This window comes from Streptomyces sp. NPDC059994, assembly GCF_042737755.1.
GTDB lineage: Bacteria > Actinomycetota > Actinomycetes > Streptomycetales > Streptomycetaceae > Streptomyces.
This window is the reverse complement of sequence record NZ_JBHWUR010000147.1, coordinates 1-16408: the sequence shown is the minus strand read 5'-3', so window position 1 is coordinate 16408 and position 16408 is coordinate 1. Positions and strand designations below refer to the sequence as shown.

Genomic DNA, 16408 nt, shown 5'->3' with positions numbered 1-16408 from the left:
CACTGCGAGCCCGCCCGGCGGTCTTGGTGTGCGTAGGTGGAGCGTAGGTGGGGCGTACGTGGGGCGTACGTGGGGTGGTGACGCGGGTGGTCACGCCACCAGCTCGCCCTCCGGCGCCGGGGCCGGGGCCTGCGCGCTGGTCCTGCGCAGCAGGGCCACCGTGACGCCCGCCGTGACCAGGAGCAGTACCGTCCCGCCGACCGCCGCGTACTGCATGCCGTGCACGAAGGCCTCCCGCGCCGCCACCAGCACGGTGTGGTCGGCGGTGGCGACGGCCGCGCCCAGGGTCTCGCGGGCGGCGGGCGGGGCCGAGTCGGGCATGTCGGAGCGGTAGACCGCGGTGCCGACCGAGCCCAGGACCGCCATGCCGAGCGCGCCGCCGAACTCCTGGCCGGTCTCCAGGAGCGCGGCCGCCGAGCTGGCCTTCTCGGCCGGGGCCGACGCCAGGGCCATGTCCGACACCAGCGCCATCACCGCGACGATGCCGCTGGCGTTCACCGCGGCGCCGGTCAGCAGGAGCCAGAGGGAGTCGGTGCCGGTGCAGGCGAGGATGGCGTAGCCCACCGCGCCGATCACGAAGCCGGACGCGATGACCGGGCCCTTGCCGACCTTGGCGGCGATCGCGGTGGACGTCGGCGCCGCGATGCCCACCGCGAGCGAGGGGGCCATCGACCACAGGGCCGCCTCCATCGTGCCCATGCCGAGCACCGACTGGAGGTACTGCGTGGTGAAGTACGCCGAGCCCATCGTCGCGAAGGCGGCGACCGCGTTGAGCGAGATCCCGGCGCCGAAGACCCGGTCGCGGAAGAGCTCACGGCTGATCATCGCGTCCTTCTTGGCGCGCTGGCGGCGGACGAAGACCCAGCCGACCGCGAGGCCGCCGGCGACGAAAGCCAGCCGCGCCACGCTGAAGCCCTCGGCGGCGAACTCCTTGAGCCCGTACACCACCGGCAGCACCGCGCCCATCGACAGCGGCACGCTCAGCAGGTCGAACTTCCCGGGCGCCGGGTCCTTGAACTCGGGGACCAGGAGCGGGACCAGGACGAGCAGCAGCAGCATCGCGGGCACGTTGATCAGGAAGACCGAGCCCCACCAGAAGTGCTCCAGCATCACGCCGCTCATCACCGAGCCGAGCGCGATGCCGCCCGCCATGGCGCCGGACCAGATGCCGATCGCCTGGCCGCGCTGCTTGTCGTCGCGGAACATGCTGCGGACCAGGCCCATGGTGGAGGGCATCAGGGTCGCGCCGCCGACGCCGAGCAGGGCGCGGGCCGCGATGAGCATCTCGGCGCTGGTCGCGTACGCCGCCGTCACCGAGGCGAGGCCGAACGCCGCCGCTCCGATCAGGAGCAGCTTGCGGCGCCCGATCCGGTCACCGAGCGAGCCCATCGTGATCAGCAGCCCGGCGAGTGCGAAGGCGTAGATGTCGAAGATCCACAGCTGCTGGGTGGCGCTCGGGTCCAGCTCGCGGGTGATGGAGGGGATCGCGAAGTAGAGGACGGAGACGTCCATCGAGACCAGGAGGAGCGGCAGCAGGAGGACGACGAAGGCGGTCCACTCCTTGCGCCCGGCGCGGAGGTTCGTGCTCGGTGAGTGCGTCATGACAGGAACTGTACGGCTGTTTAATACGGCTGTCTAGAACGAATGTATAAGACATGCGTACGGCCCCTCCGGGGGGTCCCGGAGGGGCCGTAACGCGCCCGTGGGGGCGCGGGGTTGTGACAGTCCGCGGCTCCGCCGCGATGGGGGTCCCCTGTTCGGGCGAAGCTGGGAACTTGGGGGAGCGATCAGCCGGAGACGGCCCGCAGGCGCGTCACTTCACTGCCGGGCGCTCAAGCCCCCGGCTGCCACGGCGGGGTCTGGTTCCAGCCCCACTGCGGCACCCTCGCGCCCGTCCCCTCCACCGGCGGCGGGTTCGGTCCCGAGTAGACGAGCGCCATCCGCGTGCCCCACTCGATGTAGTACGCGAACACCGCCCGGAACTCCGGGTCGTCCGGCAGCCCCACCTCGTCGGCCGTGTCCATCAGCAGCTCGACCCAGCGCCGCCGCTGCTCCTCGGTGATGCCGCGGCCGAGATGGCGTCCGGCCATGTGGTCGTGGCCGCCGTGGGCCGCGGTGTAGCCGGCGGGCCCGCCGAAGACCTCGGCCAGCCAGATCGCCACATGGTGGGCGTGCTCGGCCGGGGCGGCCGCGAACACCGGGGCCAGCACCGGGTCCTTGTGCACATGCCCGTAGAAGACCTCGGTCAGGCGGTCCAGCGCCTCCTGGCCGCCCATCCACTCGTAGACGCTGGGGATCCCCGGAGCGTCGCTCATGCGTTTTCCTCCTCGGCGGGCCCCGACGCGCGGTCGGGCCCCTGGGCGCGGACTTCCCGTACCCGCTCAAGGGAGTCGCGCAGCTCCCCGAGCCAGTCGTCGGTGTGACTCTGTACGAGCCGTACGCACCAGGCAAGGGCGTCGCTGCGACTGCGGGCGACCCCGCCGGCCACCAGGGTGTCCAGGACCTGGCGTTCGGGCTGCTTCAGGCGGGTCATCACCGGGGCCGAGACCTGGGTGAACATCGCGCGCCGGCCGCCGCACTCGGCGCCCCACGACACCTTGCGCCCGTAGCGGTGCTCGGCCTCGCGGGCCACGGCGATCCGCTCGTCGCGGGTGCGCTCGCGGAATTCCTGGATGCGGCCGTCGAGGGCGGCGGCGCGCTCGGCGGGGGAGGCGTCGTCCGCGAGCTTCGGCTCGGGGACGCGCCCGATGACGGTGATCTCCTCGCGGTCGACCACCACCTCGACCAGACGCTCGTAGAGACCGTCCGGGATGCGGCCGGAGAACCAGCCGCGAAGCTGCTCGTGCTGTTCGCCTGTAATCATGTAATCAGCATTACTCGCGCAGGGCGGGCTTCCAAGCGTGTTCGCCGAGGGCCGGAAACATGTAGGGGCAACGCAAGAAGCCCCTCGCTTTCGCGAAGGGCTTCTGCTGTCTGTGCGCCGCCAGGGACTGGTCACTGAACGCGGCTGCGTATAGGGCGAGTTCGTGCTTCTGCGTGATCGTGAGGTGAGCTGAAGCGAGCTCGACGTTGACGATGTGGTCGTCGTGGAGGAAGAAGCCCTCGACCGGCCATACGCCCGAGCGGTCGGCGTCTTGGGGAATGATGCCAATGCTCACCGAGGGCAGGGCGGCGGCGCTGAGCAGATAGCCGAGCTGCCCGGCCATCACCTCCGGGCCCGAGGTGAAGATCAGCCGCGTTCTGGCAGGTGTGGCCGCCTTGATGCCAGGCAGCGGCACCGTCGTCCGCGATCTCATCCCCCACCGCGATCCAGCACTTCGACCAGATGCCGAGGCGACGTGGACAGGGAGTCCGTCGGCACCGTCACTTCAGCTTGTACGTGGTCTCGACTGCGGCCGTCTTGCCCTCTGGTACGACCACCACTCGGATCGTTCCACCGGAGCAGCAGACGCTCCGGCCCACAGTGATCTTCTCCGGTCCGATCTCGCCCTTGCTGTTCGCTCGAACGAGATGACGCTCAGCCTTGTGCCACGACAAGGTCGTCCCCGGCCCCGCCATCAGTGACACCCAGACGTCGGAGTCCGGCTCGAAGCCCTTGCCGGTCAGGGAGAAGGGTTCGCCGACCGGACCGGCCGCCGGCTCGACCGTGACCTTCGTCAGCGGTGAGCGCTCGGTATTGCGTGACAAGGGGGAGGTTGCGGCGCGCGATGGGGAGGAGCCCGACGCATGGCTGGTCGAGCTGGACTTCGGCGTCGCCGGTGCACCGTCGTCCTTGACCCAGTTGGGAACGTTGACGATCAGGGCCACGGCGATTGGGACCGACATGCCGCCGAGGGCCAGTTTCTCCGCCCGCTTCCAGGGCTCCCGGGTGTTGTCCGCCAGCAGGATGCAGGTCGTGAAGCGCCGCCTCATGATCCAGGTCGTCAGGAGTACGAACGCGCAGATGCCGACGGCGCTGATGGCCGCCCCCAGCCCGGCTGCGAGCGATGTGGCGAGGATGGCGATGACGGCCAGGACCGCTTCCACCGGCAGAGACCGGTCGATGACGCGGCGCATGCGGGCTGGCAGGAGTCGACGCAGCCGACTGGTGCGCGTCCGGAGGATCGACTGGACGTCCTCGCAGAACCCAACCGGGAAGTGCTGCTCGCCCCCCTCAGCGGTGAGCGTGATACGACCTGGTTTGGCCTCAAAAACAAAGCTCTTATCCCCGACCTTGTCGGAAACGATCAAGTTATCCACGACGGTTGGTCGACCTGCTGATCTCATGACAATCTCAATGGACGCCTCGGTGTGGACGACGTCCTCGCTGGCTATGGAGAACTTGCGCTCTGAAGAAGAGGGGAACTCATGTTCCACCGCCTCGATGAGGTGTTCCCACTGATCCTTGCGGATCGTGCGCCCGGAGAGCTCGCGCGAAATCTTACGCGCCATTGACCCGTTGAACCCTTCGCTCATACCGCCCGTATAACGAGTTTGAGTGGCGCTCCCCCGTGGGAGAAGTCTCCAGGCGCGCACTCGGTGGAACACCACTCGCGGAGGCGCAGGACGTGAGCCGCCTTGAGTCCAATCGAAGGCTAGTGCATTGCGGTCTGCTTGGCGTGCGCGGGCAGCTCGTCACCAAGTCGATATATCGAACCGGCGCGGCGGTTCTTAGAATGCCTAAATCTCTGGCCAAAGCAGAATCGTTTCATCTGTGGTCGATATAAGGTCAACCGAGACATTTCTTTGATCGGTTTGGTGGAATTTCCAACCGGGTGACCTGTAGGTGGATGCGTTCGATCATGGCACCTTTGGCCATGACATGCCGGAGGGTTTGCGAGCTCTCTCGCTGACGAGCTAGATGGGCGCTCGCTGGCTTCGAAGCGCTTTGGGGGCGCGTGCGCTGGCTCGCACGCCTACCTGTCGACGCGGCCCCTGGTATCCGCTGGCCACCGACGCATCCTCGGCAGCCTCAGATGTGACGGCTGGGGGACAACATCACGACTTGGCCTCGCAGTTGGCTCCGGAGCTCACCGCCCGCGACCTTTGCTTGAGCGTGACTACGCTTCGCCGACTTGATCGGGCTGCCGTCGGGCATGTAACTGTCAGGCGGTACCGCGCCAGGCTCGGCATGCGGTTGACCGTCCGCAAGATCGAGACCAGAAGTGTTACGGCGTAGATGCGGTGGTTTGCCTCCCCAGTCGGCTGATGATCTGTCACGCTGGAGATAGCTCACCGCCACAGGCATGGAGGGGTGACATGCCGATTTGGGAAGCGGCCCTTTGGGCTGGCATGGGACCACTGATGCTGGAGGCCGTCCAGTTTATTTCGGTAGTGCGGAGAACTAATCGGCTTCCGTCGGAGCGGCAGGGTTTACTGCTATCCGCATTTCTGGTGTCAATTCTGGTCCGATGCGCTTTGGGGACTGGCATTGGGATTCTCGTGGCATCGACAGCTTCATTCTCTCCATTTGTGCTGATGCTTACCGGCATGGGTGTACCCGTCATTTTTACTCAGCTGGCTCGCAGCGTGCCGGAACTGGATCACGACCCCAAGTTGTTGGGTGGTAATCACGCGCGGGAGGCGTCCAGTGAAACGAGTAGCCCCGCCGACGTTACGCCCCCGGCCTTCTCGGAATCGGTCAAACAGTCATTCCGCGGCAAACGCGCCCTACTTGTTGCTGCTGGTTTAACTATCGCGTCGGCTCATCCGCTCGCCATCAACCCCTTTGCCACCCAGGGAACCCAGGTGGTCTCCATGGTGCAGGAGGAGCGGCCGTCGATTGTCCCCGGTCAACGCGTTGCGTTGTCCCGACAAGCCAGCCGAAAGCCCGATAAGCGAACCGGAGAGCCGCGAGGTGGGCATGACTCGACCACGCAGTCGCGACCCGCGCTCAGGGCACCCTGCGCGGCAATAGCGATGGCCAGTGGAGATAGTCATTTATTCCACTCCATGATGTTCAACTTCACGGATGGACTTGGTAGCGTCTTCGATCCGTTGGCCGAAACACCTCCTCCCCCCACACCGGCGGTTCCCAGTTTTGTTGATTCGTTTCTGAGCGAGGCGCACGAACTGGCATGTGCTCACGGATTCCAAGACGACTCCGGCGAGTCGTAGCTAGCGCAACATGGGGGCGGGAATGGTTGATCAAGCAGCTGAAGAGTCGTCGGCGCGGCCACCCAAGCCCCGAGCGGCCAAGAAGGCGACGGCTCAACCGACTTCGCTTGATACCACCACGGACTTAAATGGGGCCAAGGTTCCAGCGGAATGGCGGGGCCTGGCCTGGCTGTCAAAGGAATGCCCTGACGTCTACCGGGAACTCCTGGCGCAGAAGACCAAGGACCAGGTCAATGCCCGCCGGCTGGCCTGGGGGCCGATCGTGGTGCAGATCATCGGAAGCCTGTCCGGCCTGGCGGCCTTGGCTGGCCTGGTGCTGCTGTCGTGGCACATGAGTGATCGCAATCAGGGCCCGGAAGCCGCAGCCGTCGTGACAACTGGCGCAGTTTCAATAGTCGCCGTCTTCGTCACAGGGAAAGTCGCTAATGCGCGAAGCGCATCCCGAACGAGTGGCAGGTCCACTCGGGCCACTCAATGACACCATCACCGCCAAGAGGACCCCGGCGGTGGCTGCTATCGGTAGCCAGGCAGGTCGGGCAGGCGGAGCAACGGCGTGGGGGGAACCCGCCAGGTCGAACCGACCCGGACGGCTGGCACCGGGAACTCGCCGCGACGAACCAGCTCAAAGGCGCGCGTGCGCCCGATGCCCAGGGCGCGGGCGGCGGTGACGAGGTCGATGGCGACCGGTAGCGCCAGCAGCTCGGCCCGGTTCATGCCGACCATGCGGCTCACTTCACCTGCGGTGGTGTGCTCTGGTATGTGAGCAGATGATCCACCCTAGTTTGTACAAGTCAACCGCTCTCATTTCTGAGCAGACCACGACGTACCGTTGAGGCGCCTTCCTCCCCGAGGCGACCTCATGGAACCCACGCCACGAACGCTGCGGCAGGTACTCGGAGCTGGCCTGAGAGAGATCAGGAAGGCTCGTGGCCTGAAGCAGGAAGAGGCCGCCGCACTGCTTCAGCAGCACGGCCTCGCGACCTGGATCCGCGGCACTGTTGCCCAGGCGGAAGTCGGGGCCCGACGCATAGCGTTGGAGGAAGTCCTCCTGCTGGCGCTCGCCTTTGAGGTCTCGCAGCCCGCCAGGCCGCTGAGGCCGCCGCCGCGCTGGTCCTCCGGCCACCCACCATGCTGTCGGACGACGACGGCGGCGTTAGCCCCTCGCGAGCATCCGACCCCGAAAACGACCAAGGGCGTCCTCCCCGAAGGGAGAACGCCCAGGTCACAGACTGTGCGCCGCCAGGGACTCGAACCCCGGACCCGCTGATTAAGAGTCAGCTGCTCTAACCAACTGAGCTAGCGGCGCCTGCTGACAGAGAAAATACTACCTGGTCCGGCGGGGTGCTCCTGCCCCCGACGGATTACGGAAACGACACGCCTAGATCGCCAGCGACAGCACCACCGGCGCCGCCCGCCGGTTCAGCGTGTCCGCCGCCGAGCGCAGCCGGTGGGCGTGCTCGATCGGCAGGGAGAGCGCCAGGCAGCCGACCGCCGCGCCCGCCGTGAGCGGGACGGCCGCGCAGACCGTGCCCACCGCGTACTCCTGGAGGTCGAGGACCGGGACCGTCGCGGGCTGGCTGTCCAGCTTGCTGAAGAGCACTCGCTCGTTGGTGATGGTCCGCGAGGTGAGCCGGGCGATCTTGTGGCGGGAGAGGTGGTCGCGCCGCCCGTTCTGGTCGAGCTGGGTGAGCAGGCACTTGCCGACGGCGCTGGCGTGGGCCGCCGAGCGGAAGTCCACCCACTCGTTCACCTTCGGGGCGCGCGGGCCGTCCGCGTACTGCGTGATCTTCACTTCGCCGTCGATGTACCGGCTGATGTAGACCGCCGCGCCGACCGAGTCGCGCAGTTCGGTGAGCGTGCTCTGGAGCTGGGCCTCCAGGGCCTGCTGGCGCACCACGCCGGAGCCCAGCAGGACGGTGGAGTCGCCGATGACGTACGCCCCGTCGGCGACCTGCTCCACATAGCCCTCGCAGCGGAGCATGAGGAGAAGGGAGGCGAGGTGTGCGGTCGGCAGACCGGTCTCTCGTGCGATCTGGACGTCCGTCACTCCGCCTGCGTGCTTGGAGATCGTCTCCAGGACGCGGAAGGCGTACTGCACCGAGTGGAACGGCGCGGTCGGCTCGGGCTTCAGCGCCACGGTTTCCCCCTAGCAGGTCGAGGCTGCGAAGGTGGACAGCTTCACCGTTCCACGATAGCCGCCAAGACCCCTTTCCGGTGGGGGTGTTGACGAGATTGATGATGCGCCCCGGCCCATATGCTGGGGCGCATCCGTACGGCATATGCCAGAGGCAAGATCTCTGGCCGGAACGTGAGGTCAGAGCACCGCGCCCAGGAACTCGCGCGTGCGTTCGTGCTCGGCCCCCGCGAAGATTTTCTCCGGCGGACCCGACTCGATGACCTTCCCGGAATCGAACATCATGACCTCGTCGGAGATGTCGCGCGCGAAGTTCATCTCGTGCGTGACGCACAGCATGGTGATGTCCGTGGTCGTCGCGATGTCCCGCAGTACGTCGAGGACCCCGGCCACCAGCTCCGGGTCGAGCGCGGACGTCACCTCGTCGAGAAGCAGCACCTGGGGCCGCATGGCGAGGGCCCGCGCGATCGCCACCCGCTGCTGCTGGCCACCGGAGAGCTGTGTGGGCCTGGCGCCGGCGCGGTCGGCGAGCCCCACCAGGTCGAGCAGCTCCTTCGCCCGCGCCTCGGCCTCGTCGGGCGAGAGGCCGAGCACCCGGACCGGCGCCTCGGTGATGTTCCGCAGCACGGTCATGTTGGGGAAGAGGTTGAACTGCTGGAAGACCATCCCGATCTTCTTCCGGGCCTCCCGGCGCTCTCTCTCGGCGGCCGGAAACAGCCGGTCCCCATTGACCTGGATCGTCCCGGAGTCGGGCGTCTCCAGCGTCATGAGCAGCCGCAGGATCGTGGTCTTGCCGGAGCCGGAGGGACCGATCAGCGTGACGTGCCGGCCCGGCCGCACCGAGAAGCACAGGTCGTCCAGGACGGTGGTGGAGCCGAAGCGCTTGGTGACGTTGTCGAAGGTGATGAGGGGGTTGTCGGAGTCGGAGGGGGAGGGGGAGGAGGAGGGCGTGGGCGCGGGGGAGAGGTCAGCGGGCAAGGCGGCGCTCCAGGGCTCGTACGAGAAGGGAAGCCGGATAGGCGATGAGGATGAAGGCGATGCCGACCACGGTCAGCGGCTCGGTGTACTGGAAGGTCGACGCGCCCTGAAGGCGCGACTGCTGGAGGAGTTCCAGGACGCTGATCCCGGCCAGCAGCGGGGTGTCCTTGAGCATCGAGATGACGTAGTTGCCGAGCGCGGGCACGATCCGGCGGACCGCCTGCGGCAGGATCACCGCCAGCCAGGTCCGGTGCACCGGCAGGCTGAGCGCGGTGGCCGCCTCCCACTGCCCCTTGGGCACGGCGTCGATGCCGGCCCGGTAGACCTGCGCGGTGTACGTCGAGTAGTGCAGCCCGATGGCGAGGACGCCGGTGGTCAGGGCGGAGAACTTCACGCCCCACTCGGGCAGCACGAAGAACAGGAAGAACAGCTGCACGAGCAGCGGGGTGGTGCGGATGAACTCGGTGACGGCGGTCACCGGCCAGCGCACGAGCCGGGACGGCGCGCGCAGACCGAGCGCCCACACCAGACCCAGCGAGAACGAGATGAGCGAGCCGAGCGCCAGGACCTGGAGGGTGACGAGCACCCCGTCCCAGAAGCGCGGCATGAAGTCCCAGACGGCGGACCAGTCCCAGGCCGAGTGCGTCACTTGACCGTCACCCCCAGATTGGCCTTGGTGCGGCGCTCCAGCGCCTTCATGCCCCGGGTGATCCCGAAGGCGAGGACGAAGTAGACGACGAGGGTCACGCTGTAGATCTGGGCGCTGTCCTGGGTGGCGAGCCGGACCAGGTACGCGGCGAACGACACGTCGCCGACCCCGAGCAGCGAGACCAGGGCGGTTCCCTTGAGCAGCTCGACCAGCAGGTTGCAGAACGGCGGGATCATCTCCGGCACCGCCTGCGGCAGCAGTACGAGCCGCATCCGCTGCCACGGCGTGAGGCTGAGCGCGATGCCCGCCTCGCGCTGGGCGGGCGGGACGGCGTTCAGCGCGCCCCGGACGATCTCCGCGCCGTACGCGCCGTAGGAGAGGCCGAGCGCCAGGACGGCCGCCCACATCGGCACCAGCTGCCAGCCGACCAGCGGCGGCAGCACGAAGAACAGCCAGAACATCAGGACCAGGGCGGAGGTGCCCCGGAAGACCTCGGTGTAGAGACCGGCGAGGAACCGTACGAAGCGGGAGCTGTGCGTACGGGCCATGCCGATCCCGAAGGCGACGGCGGCGGCCAGCGCCGCGCTGTACACGGTCAGCTGGACGGTGATCCAGATTCCCGGCAGCACCCAGTGCTGCCACAGTCCGGCCGTCATCGGCACAGCTCCTTGGCGGTGAGGGTGGTCATCTCGGCCCGGGTGAAGCCGAACGGCCGCAGGACCCGGAAGAGTTCGCCGCTGGAGCGCATCTTGCGGAGCTCGGCGTTGAACGCGTCGCGCAGGGTCGTGTCGGTGGGCCGGAAGGCGAAGCCGCCGCCGTCGACCTTCTTCTTGCCGTCGACGACGGCGGCGAAGGGCGCGGTGGCCTCGGCACGGCTGCTCTTGCGCACCACGGCGCGGGTGGTGAGCGCGGTCCCGGCGAACACGTCGACGCGGCCGGCCTCCACCGCGTTCAGCCCGGCGACCTGGTCCTGGAGGATGACGATGTCCTTCTCCGGGATCCCGGCGGCCACGGCGTACTCGATCTCCGCGTAGCCCGTCCCGGTGGCGAAGCGGGCGCCGGTGCGCACGACGTCCTCGTACGAGTGCAGCCCCTTGGGGTTGCCCTTGCGCACGATGAACGCGTCGAGCATCTGGTACTCGGGGTCGGCGAAGAGGACCTGCGCGCAGCGCTCCTTGTTGATGTACATCCCGGCCGAGACGATGTCGAACTGCTGGGAGTTGAGGCCGGGGATGAGGGAGGAGAAGTCGGTGGCGACGGGCTGGACGCGGTCGATGCCAAGGCGCTTGAAGATCACTTTGGCGAGTTCCGGCGCTTCGCCGGTGAACCGGCCGTCCTCGTCGACATAGCCGTACGGGACCTCTCCGGCGATCCCGAGCCGTACCGTGCCCTGCGATCTGAGCCGCCCGAGCGCGTCGCCGTCGGGCACCCGGGAGCAGCCGGCGGCGGCGAGGGCCGCGCCGACGCCTCCGGCGAGAAACGTTCGTCGTGCAGTTGCTCGAACCATGGCGGCGCCGCTACCCGCGTTCGACGCCGCCATGCGTCCCGGTCAGTTCTCCAGCGCGAACGCCGCCCTCAGCACCAGGTCGTCGCGGTGGCGGGCGGCGACCAGCTGGAGGCCGATGGGCAGGCCCGCCGCGTCCGTGCCCACCGGGACCGTGAGCGCGGGCTGGCAGGTCATGTTGAACGGGTACGTGAACGGGGTCCAGCCCGTCCAGCGGCGCAGGCCCGACCCCGCGGGGACCTCCGCGCCCACCTCGAACGCGGTGATCGGCAGCGTCGGCGTGACCAGCAGGTCGTAGGTGCTGTGGAAGCGGGCCATGCGGTAGCCGAGGGCGGCCCGGACGTCGAGCGCGGCCAGATAGTCGAGAGCCCCGTACCGCGCGCCCTGCTCCGAGATCTCCCGCAGCCCGGGCTCCAGGGCCGCCCGCCGCTCCGAGGGGAGACGGCTCACCGCCCGCGCCGCGCCCGTGAACCACAGGGTGTGGAAGGCGGCCACCGGGTCCGCGAAGTCCGGGTCCGCCTCCTCGACGTACGCGCCGAGCCCGGCGAGCCGGGTCACCGCCGCCCGTACCGCCGCCGCGACCTCGGGGCGCACGGCCACCTGGCCGCCGAAGGACGGTGAGTAGGCGATCCGCAGGCCCTTCACGCCCTCGGCCAGGCCCGGCGAGACCGGCTCGGCGCGCGCGTTCGCCGACCAGTCGCGCCAGTCGGCCCCGCTGATCACGTCGAGCAGCAGCGCCGTGTCGGCCGCGTCCCGCGCCAGCGGCCCGAGGTGCGCGAGCGAACCGAAGGGGCTGGGCGGGAACAGCGGCACCCGCCCGTACGTGGGCTTCAGCCCGACCACCCCGCAGAACGAGGCGGGGATGCGCACCGAGCCGCCGCCGTCGGTGCCGAGCGAGAGCGGGGCCGCCCCGGCCGCCACCGCCGCCGCGCTGCCGCCGCTGGAGCCGCCCGCCGTGCGCGCGGGGTCGTGCGGATTGCGGGTGATCCCCGAGAGCGCCGAGTCGGTGACCGCCTTCCACCCGAACTCGGGCATCGTGGTCTTCCCCACGAACACCGCCCCGTGGTCGCGCAGCCGCGCCACGGCGGGCGCGTCCACGGCCCAGGGACCCGGGCCGGCCGGGGCCGTGGAGCCGCGCAGGGTCGGGCCGCCGGCCACCGGGAGCGCGTCCTTGACGGACACCGGCACCCCGTCGAGCAGCCCCAGCGGCTGCCCGGCCCGCCACCGGGCGGTGGATGCCTCGGCCCGGGCGAGCGCCGCCTCGGCGTCGACCCGGACGAACGCGTTGATGCGGGGCTGCACGGCGGCGATCCGGTCGAGGACGGCCCGGACCGCCTCGACCGGGGAGAAGTCGCCTTTGCCGTATCCGGCCAGGAGTTGACGGGCAGTCAGATCGGCGAGTGAGGTGAGGCCTGTCGTCGGATCGGTCATGACCGGGTTCGTACCCGCGTTTGCTGATCGACAGCGTCCGGGGCGGTCGGCGGGCGCGCCGGGAATGAAACGGAGACTGCCTCCTGTTGTGCTCTGTCGTATCCGTACGGCACGAACTGGAGGCGCAGACCGGTGGACGTGGACGACATTCGAGGGACGGCGTTCGGCAGCGCGCCCGTGCCCCTGTCCGTGCTGGACCTGGTGACGGTCGGCAGCGGCTACACCGCGAACAGGGCCCTGCGCACCAGCGTGGAGATCTCCCGGCTCGCCGAGCGGCGCGGCTTCACCCGCCACTGGGTCGCCGAACACCACTCCATGCCCGGCGTCGCCTCGTCGTCCCCCGCCGTCATCCTCGCCCACCTCGCCGCCCACACCGAGCGCATCCGGCTCGGCTCGGGTGGCGTCATGCTGCCCAACCACGCGCCGCTGGTGATCGCGGAGCAGTTCGGCACCCTGGAGGCGCTGGCCCCCGGGCGGATCGACCTGGGCCTGGGGCGCGCGCCCGGCACCGACGGTGCGACGGCGGCGGCCCTGCGCCGTACGGACCACCTCAACGAGGGCGCGGACGAATTTCCGCAGCAGTTGGCCGAGTTGACGCGGTTCCTGGACGACGACTTCCCCGACGGGCACCCGTACGCGAAGATCCACGCCGTCCCCGGCCCCGTGCAGGGCCCGGCCGCGCGGCCGCCGACCTGGCTGCTCGGCTCCTCGGGCTTCAGCGCCCGGCTCGCCGGGGTCCTGGGTCTGCCGTTCGCGTTCGCGCACCACTTCTCGGCCGCGAACACCGTGCCCGCGCTCGACCTCTACCGCGAGTCGTTCCGGCCCTCGGCGGTGCTGGACGCGCCGTACGCGCTGATCGGCGTCTCGGCGCTGGCCGCCGACGATGAGAAGGAGGCGCGCCGCCAGACGCTCACCAACGCCCTGTCGATGGTGCGGCTGCGCACCGGCCGCCCGGGTCTCGTGCCGACCCCGGAGGAGGCGGCGGCGTACTCCTTCAGCCCGCTGGAGCGGGAGTTCGTCGACAGCTGGCTCGCCAATGTGGTCTCCGGGACCGCCGAAGAGGTACGCGACGGGCTCGACGCGCTGCAGAAGCGGACCGGCGTGGACGAGCTGATGCTGACCGCGAACGCGCACGGGCCCGAGGCCCGGCTGCGCTCCTACGAGCTGATCGCGGACGTCTACGGGGCGCCCACGGCGTGACCACCCGGGCGCCCGCGCGGTGATCACCGGCCGGTAAATCCTGGATTTCGCGGGAGTGGTGGTCCACCCGTCCACCGGCCCGCCCAAGATTCATAAGGCACCCTTAAGCCGCTCGTCACCGATGGTGGCGGGCGGTTCGTGCGTCCGGTCCACCTCCCTGACAAGCAGTTTCGCGCTCAAATTGGTCTAGTCCTCAATTTGGTTCAGACCATTGACGCGCCCCCGGCGTGATGGCTATCACTGCTCCAACCGCCGTTCCGCTCAGCCCCCGGAGGCCGACCGTGCCCGTCCGCAGACCTCTAGCCGCAGCCCTCACGACCGCGACGCTCGCCGCCGGCGCGCTGGCCGCCTTCGCGGGCCTCGGCCCGGCCGGCACCGCCTCCGCCGCGGACGCCCGGACCGTCGCCGCCTCCACGGGAGGCGTGAAGATCGCGTACTACGACCAGTGGAGCGTGTACGGGAACGCCTTCTACCCCAAGCACCTCGACACCCGGGGCATCGCGGGCAAACTGGACGTCATCAACTACTCGTTCGGCAACATCCACCCCACCGACCTCACCTGTTTCGAGGCCAACAAGGCGGCGGGCGACGACAGCAACGCCAGTGCCGGTGACGGCGCGGGGGACTCGTACGCCGACTACCAGAAGTCCTTCAGCGCCGCCGACAGCGTGGACGGCACCGCCGACAAGTGGGACCAGCCCATCGTCGGTGTCTTCAACCAGTTCAAGGAACTCAAGGCCAAGTACCCCAAGTTGAAGATCAACATCTCGATCGGCGGCTGGAGCTACTCCAAGTACTTCTCGGACGCGGCCAGGACCGACGCGAGCCGCAAGAAGTTCGTGGCGTCCTGCGTCAAGCAGTACATCCAGGGCGACCTGCCGGTCGACGGCGGCTACGGCGGCGCCGGCTCCGCCGCCGGGATCTTCGACGGCATCGACATCGACTGGGAGTACCCCGGCTCGCCCGACGGCCACCTCGGCAACCACTACGCCGCCGAGGACAAGCAGAACTACACGCTGCTGCTCGCCGAGTTCCGCAAGCAGCTCGACGCGTACGGGGCGGCGCACGGCGGCAAGAAGTACCTGCTGACGGCGGCGATGCCGGCCGGCCAGGACAAGATCAAAAACATTGAGACCGACAAGGTCGGGCAGTACCTCGACTACGCCAACATCATGACGTACGACATGCACGGCGCCTGGGACGGCGACGGGCCGACGTACCACCAGTCGCCGCTGTACTCCGGCGCGAACGACCCCACGGACGTCATCAAGCCGGGCAATCAGAAGTACTCGATTACGGGCGCGGTCGACTCCTGGCTGGACGGGAACGCGGCGTACGGGATCGCGGGCGGGTTCCCGGCGTCCAAGCTGACGCTCGGGTACGAGTTCTACTACCGCGGCTGGAAGGGCGTCCCGGCGGGCTCGGCGAACGGTCTCGCCCAGACCGCGACCGGCCCGTCCGGCGCGCGGCCGCTGAGCCAGCAGCCGGGCATCGCCCACTACAAGGAGCTCGGCGGGATCGTCGACAACGCGGCGACGACGTTCTGGGACGACCAGGCGAAGGCGTCCTACTTCTACAAGGACGGCGAGTTCTTCACCGGCCTGAACCAGAAGTCGATCCAGGTGCGGGCGGATTACGCGCACAGCCGGGGCCTCGCGGGCGCGATGATGTACTCGCTCCTTGGTCTCGACGACAAGACGACGCTCCTGAACCAGATCGCCACGGCGGTCGGCTCGTCCCCGTCCTCGACGCCGGACCCGACGACGCCGCCGACCACCCCGCCGACCACTCCGCCCACGACGCCGCCGACCACCCCGCCGACCACTCCGCCCACTTCCGGGTGCACGGCTGCGGCCTGGGACAAGGGGAGCACGTACACGGGCGGTACGCAGGTCTCCCACAAGGGCCACAACTGGAAGGCCAAGTGGTGGACGCAGGGCGAGGAGCCGGGCACCACGGGGGAGTGGGGTGTGTGGCAGGACCTGGGCGCGTGCTGAATTGAGCCCCCTTCGGGGGGAGGCCGCCCCACCCCGTGCCGGGGGTGGGGCGGTTTCCTTTCCCCCACCCCGCCCGTTCCCGCTGTGACATGTGCGGCTCCGCCGCGTGGCCTCCGGGGGTGGGTGGGGGTGGAGGCTGCGTTTCCCGGAGGCTTCGCCCCCGGCCCCCGGGCGGGGCAGCGCCCCTGCACCCGCTTGCGGCGCTTGCGGCCCTTGCGCCCCGCTTCGGGGCTGCGCCCCGGATACCGGCACGGGGGTGGGTGGGTTACCTGGGCTTCGCCCCCGGTCCCGTTCGTCTGCGGGTCGGCTTGGGCTGGTCGCGCAGTTCCCCGCGCCCCTTGAGGCATAACGGGATCCGGGCACATTCAGCCCCCTCCGGCGTTTGAGGAGCGGGGGGCAGGGAGCGGAGCTCCCCGCCC

Annotated in this window: 16 protein-coding genes and 1 tRNA gene; 4 read left to right on the top strand and 13 right to left on the bottom strand. The window is 69.2% G+C overall.

The window, feature by feature from the left end; genetic code table 11:
* Positions 1 to 90: 90 nt before the first annotated feature.
* The 5 genes from ACFWA7_RS37065 to ACFWA7_RS37045 form a co-directional block, all read right to left on the bottom strand.
* Positions 91 to 1602 (bottom strand): MFS transporter, encoded by a 1512-nt coding sequence (locus ACFWA7_RS37065; RefSeq protein ID WP_385548634.1) that lies wholly within the window; start codon positions 1600 to 1602, stop codon positions 91 to 93.
* A 230-nt stretch (positions 1603 to 1832) separates the two neighbouring features.
* Positions 1833 to 2315 carry a group II truncated hemoglobin gene (locus ACFWA7_RS37060; RefSeq protein WP_385548631.1) on the bottom strand — a complete coding sequence of 161 codons (483 nt, stop codon included), beginning with the start codon at positions 2313 to 2315 and terminating at the stop codon, positions 1833 to 1835.
* A complete protein-coding gene (locus ACFWA7_RS37055; protein WP_385827502.1) occupies positions 2312 to 2863 on the bottom strand; it encodes a hypothetical protein in 552 nt (183 codons plus the stop codon). The genes ACFWA7_RS37060 and ACFWA7_RS37055 overlap by 4 nt, the downstream gene beginning before the upstream one ends.
* A gap of 10 nt (positions 2864 to 2873) precedes the next feature.
* Positions 2874 to 3296: a Scr1 family TA system antitoxin-like transcriptional regulator gene (locus ACFWA7_RS37050; RefSeq protein ID WP_385827500.1), complete on the bottom strand. Its 423-nt coding sequence runs from the start codon at positions 3294 to 3296 to the stop codon at positions 2874 to 2876.
* Between the two features lie 67 nt (positions 3297 to 3363).
* A complete protein-coding gene (locus tag ACFWA7_RS37045; protein ID WP_385827498.1) occupies positions 3364 to 4455 on the bottom strand; it encodes a hypothetical protein in 1092 nt (363 codons plus the stop codon).
* 783 nt (positions 4456 to 5238) lie between these two features.
* Here ACFWA7_RS37045 and ACFWA7_RS37040 point away from each other — a divergent pair.
* Both ACFWA7_RS37040 and ACFWA7_RS37035 read left to right on the top strand, forming a co-directional pair.
* On the top strand, positions 5239 to 6096 hold the full coding sequence (locus tag ACFWA7_RS37040; RefSeq protein ID WP_385548619.1) for a hypothetical protein: 858 nt from the start codon (positions 5239 to 5241) through the stop codon (positions 6094 to 6096).
* A gap of 22 nt (positions 6097 to 6118) precedes the next feature.
* Positions 6119 to 6574: a hypothetical protein gene (locus tag ACFWA7_RS37035; RefSeq protein ID WP_385548616.1), complete on the top strand. Its 456-nt coding sequence runs from the start codon at positions 6119 to 6121 to the stop codon at positions 6572 to 6574.
* A gap of 35 nt (positions 6575 to 6609) precedes the next feature.
* On the opposite strand, the gene ACFWA7_RS37030 is transcribed toward ACFWA7_RS37035, so the two are convergent.
* The 8 genes from ACFWA7_RS37030 to ACFWA7_RS36995 all read right to left on the bottom strand — a co-directional run bounded on the left by ACFWA7_RS37030 (position 6610) and on the right by ACFWA7_RS36995 (position 12792).
* Positions 6610 to 6819, bottom strand: coding sequence for a hypothetical protein (locus ACFWA7_RS37030; protein WP_385548613.1), 210 nt, complete (start codon positions 6817 to 6819; stop codon positions 6610 to 6612).
* A 509-nt stretch (positions 6820 to 7328) separates the two neighbouring features.
* Positions 7329 to 7402 (bottom strand) — tRNA-Lys (locus tag ACFWA7_RS37025).
* Between the two features lie 72 nt (positions 7403 to 7474).
* Positions 7475 to 8233, bottom strand: a complete 759-nt coding sequence (locus tag ACFWA7_RS37020; RefSeq protein ID WP_385548610.1) for an IclR family transcriptional regulator — start codon at positions 8231 to 8233, stop codon at positions 7475 to 7477.
* Between the two features lie 177 nt (positions 8234 to 8410).
* Complete coding sequence (locus tag ACFWA7_RS37015; protein WP_385827496.1) at positions 8411 to 9208, bottom strand: amino acid ABC transporter ATP-binding protein; 798 nt, start codon at positions 9206 to 9208, stop codon at positions 8411 to 8413.
* Entirely contained in the window at positions 9198 to 9815 is a 618-nt protein-coding gene (gene ehuD / locus ACFWA7_RS37010) for an ectoine/hydroxyectoine ABC transporter permease subunit EhuD (protein WP_385548637.1), read from the bottom strand. Before ehuD ends, ACFWA7_RS37015 begins: the two co-directional genes overlap by 11 nt.
* Before the next feature lie 38 nt (positions 9816 to 9853).
* On the bottom strand, positions 9854 to 10513 hold the full coding sequence (gene ehuC, locus ACFWA7_RS37005) for an ectoine/hydroxyectoine ABC transporter permease subunit EhuC (protein WP_385827494.1): 660 nt from the start codon (positions 10511 to 10513) through the stop codon (positions 9854 to 9856).
* The gene (gene ehuB, locus ACFWA7_RS37000; RefSeq protein ID WP_385827492.1) at positions 10510 to 11364 is read right to left on the bottom strand and encodes an ectoine/hydroxyectoine ABC transporter substrate-binding protein EhuB; all 855 of its coding nucleotides are present in this window, start codon (positions 11362 to 11364) and stop codon (positions 10510 to 10512) included. Before ehuB ends, ehuC begins: the two co-directional genes overlap by 4 nt.
* A 42-nt stretch (positions 11365 to 11406) precedes the next feature.
* Positions 11407 to 12792, bottom strand: coding sequence for an amidase (locus ACFWA7_RS36995; protein WP_385827490.1), 1386 nt, complete (start codon positions 12790 to 12792; stop codon positions 11407 to 11409).
* A gap of 132 nt (positions 12793 to 12924) precedes the next feature.
* Here ACFWA7_RS36995 and ACFWA7_RS36990 point away from each other — a divergent pair, with 132 nt between their 5' ends.
* On the top strand, positions 12925 to 13992 hold the full coding sequence (locus tag ACFWA7_RS36990) for an LLM class flavin-dependent oxidoreductase (protein WP_385827488.1): 1068 nt from the start codon (positions 12925 to 12927) through the stop codon (positions 13990 to 13992).
* A 281-nt stretch (positions 13993 to 14273) separates the two neighbouring features.
* Positions 14274 to 15989 (top strand): glycosyl hydrolase family 18 protein, encoded by a 1716-nt coding sequence (locus ACFWA7_RS36985; RefSeq protein ID WP_385827486.1) that lies wholly within the window; start codon positions 14274 to 14276, stop codon positions 15987 to 15989.
* The last annotated feature ends 419 nt before the right edge of the window (positions 15990 to 16408 follow it).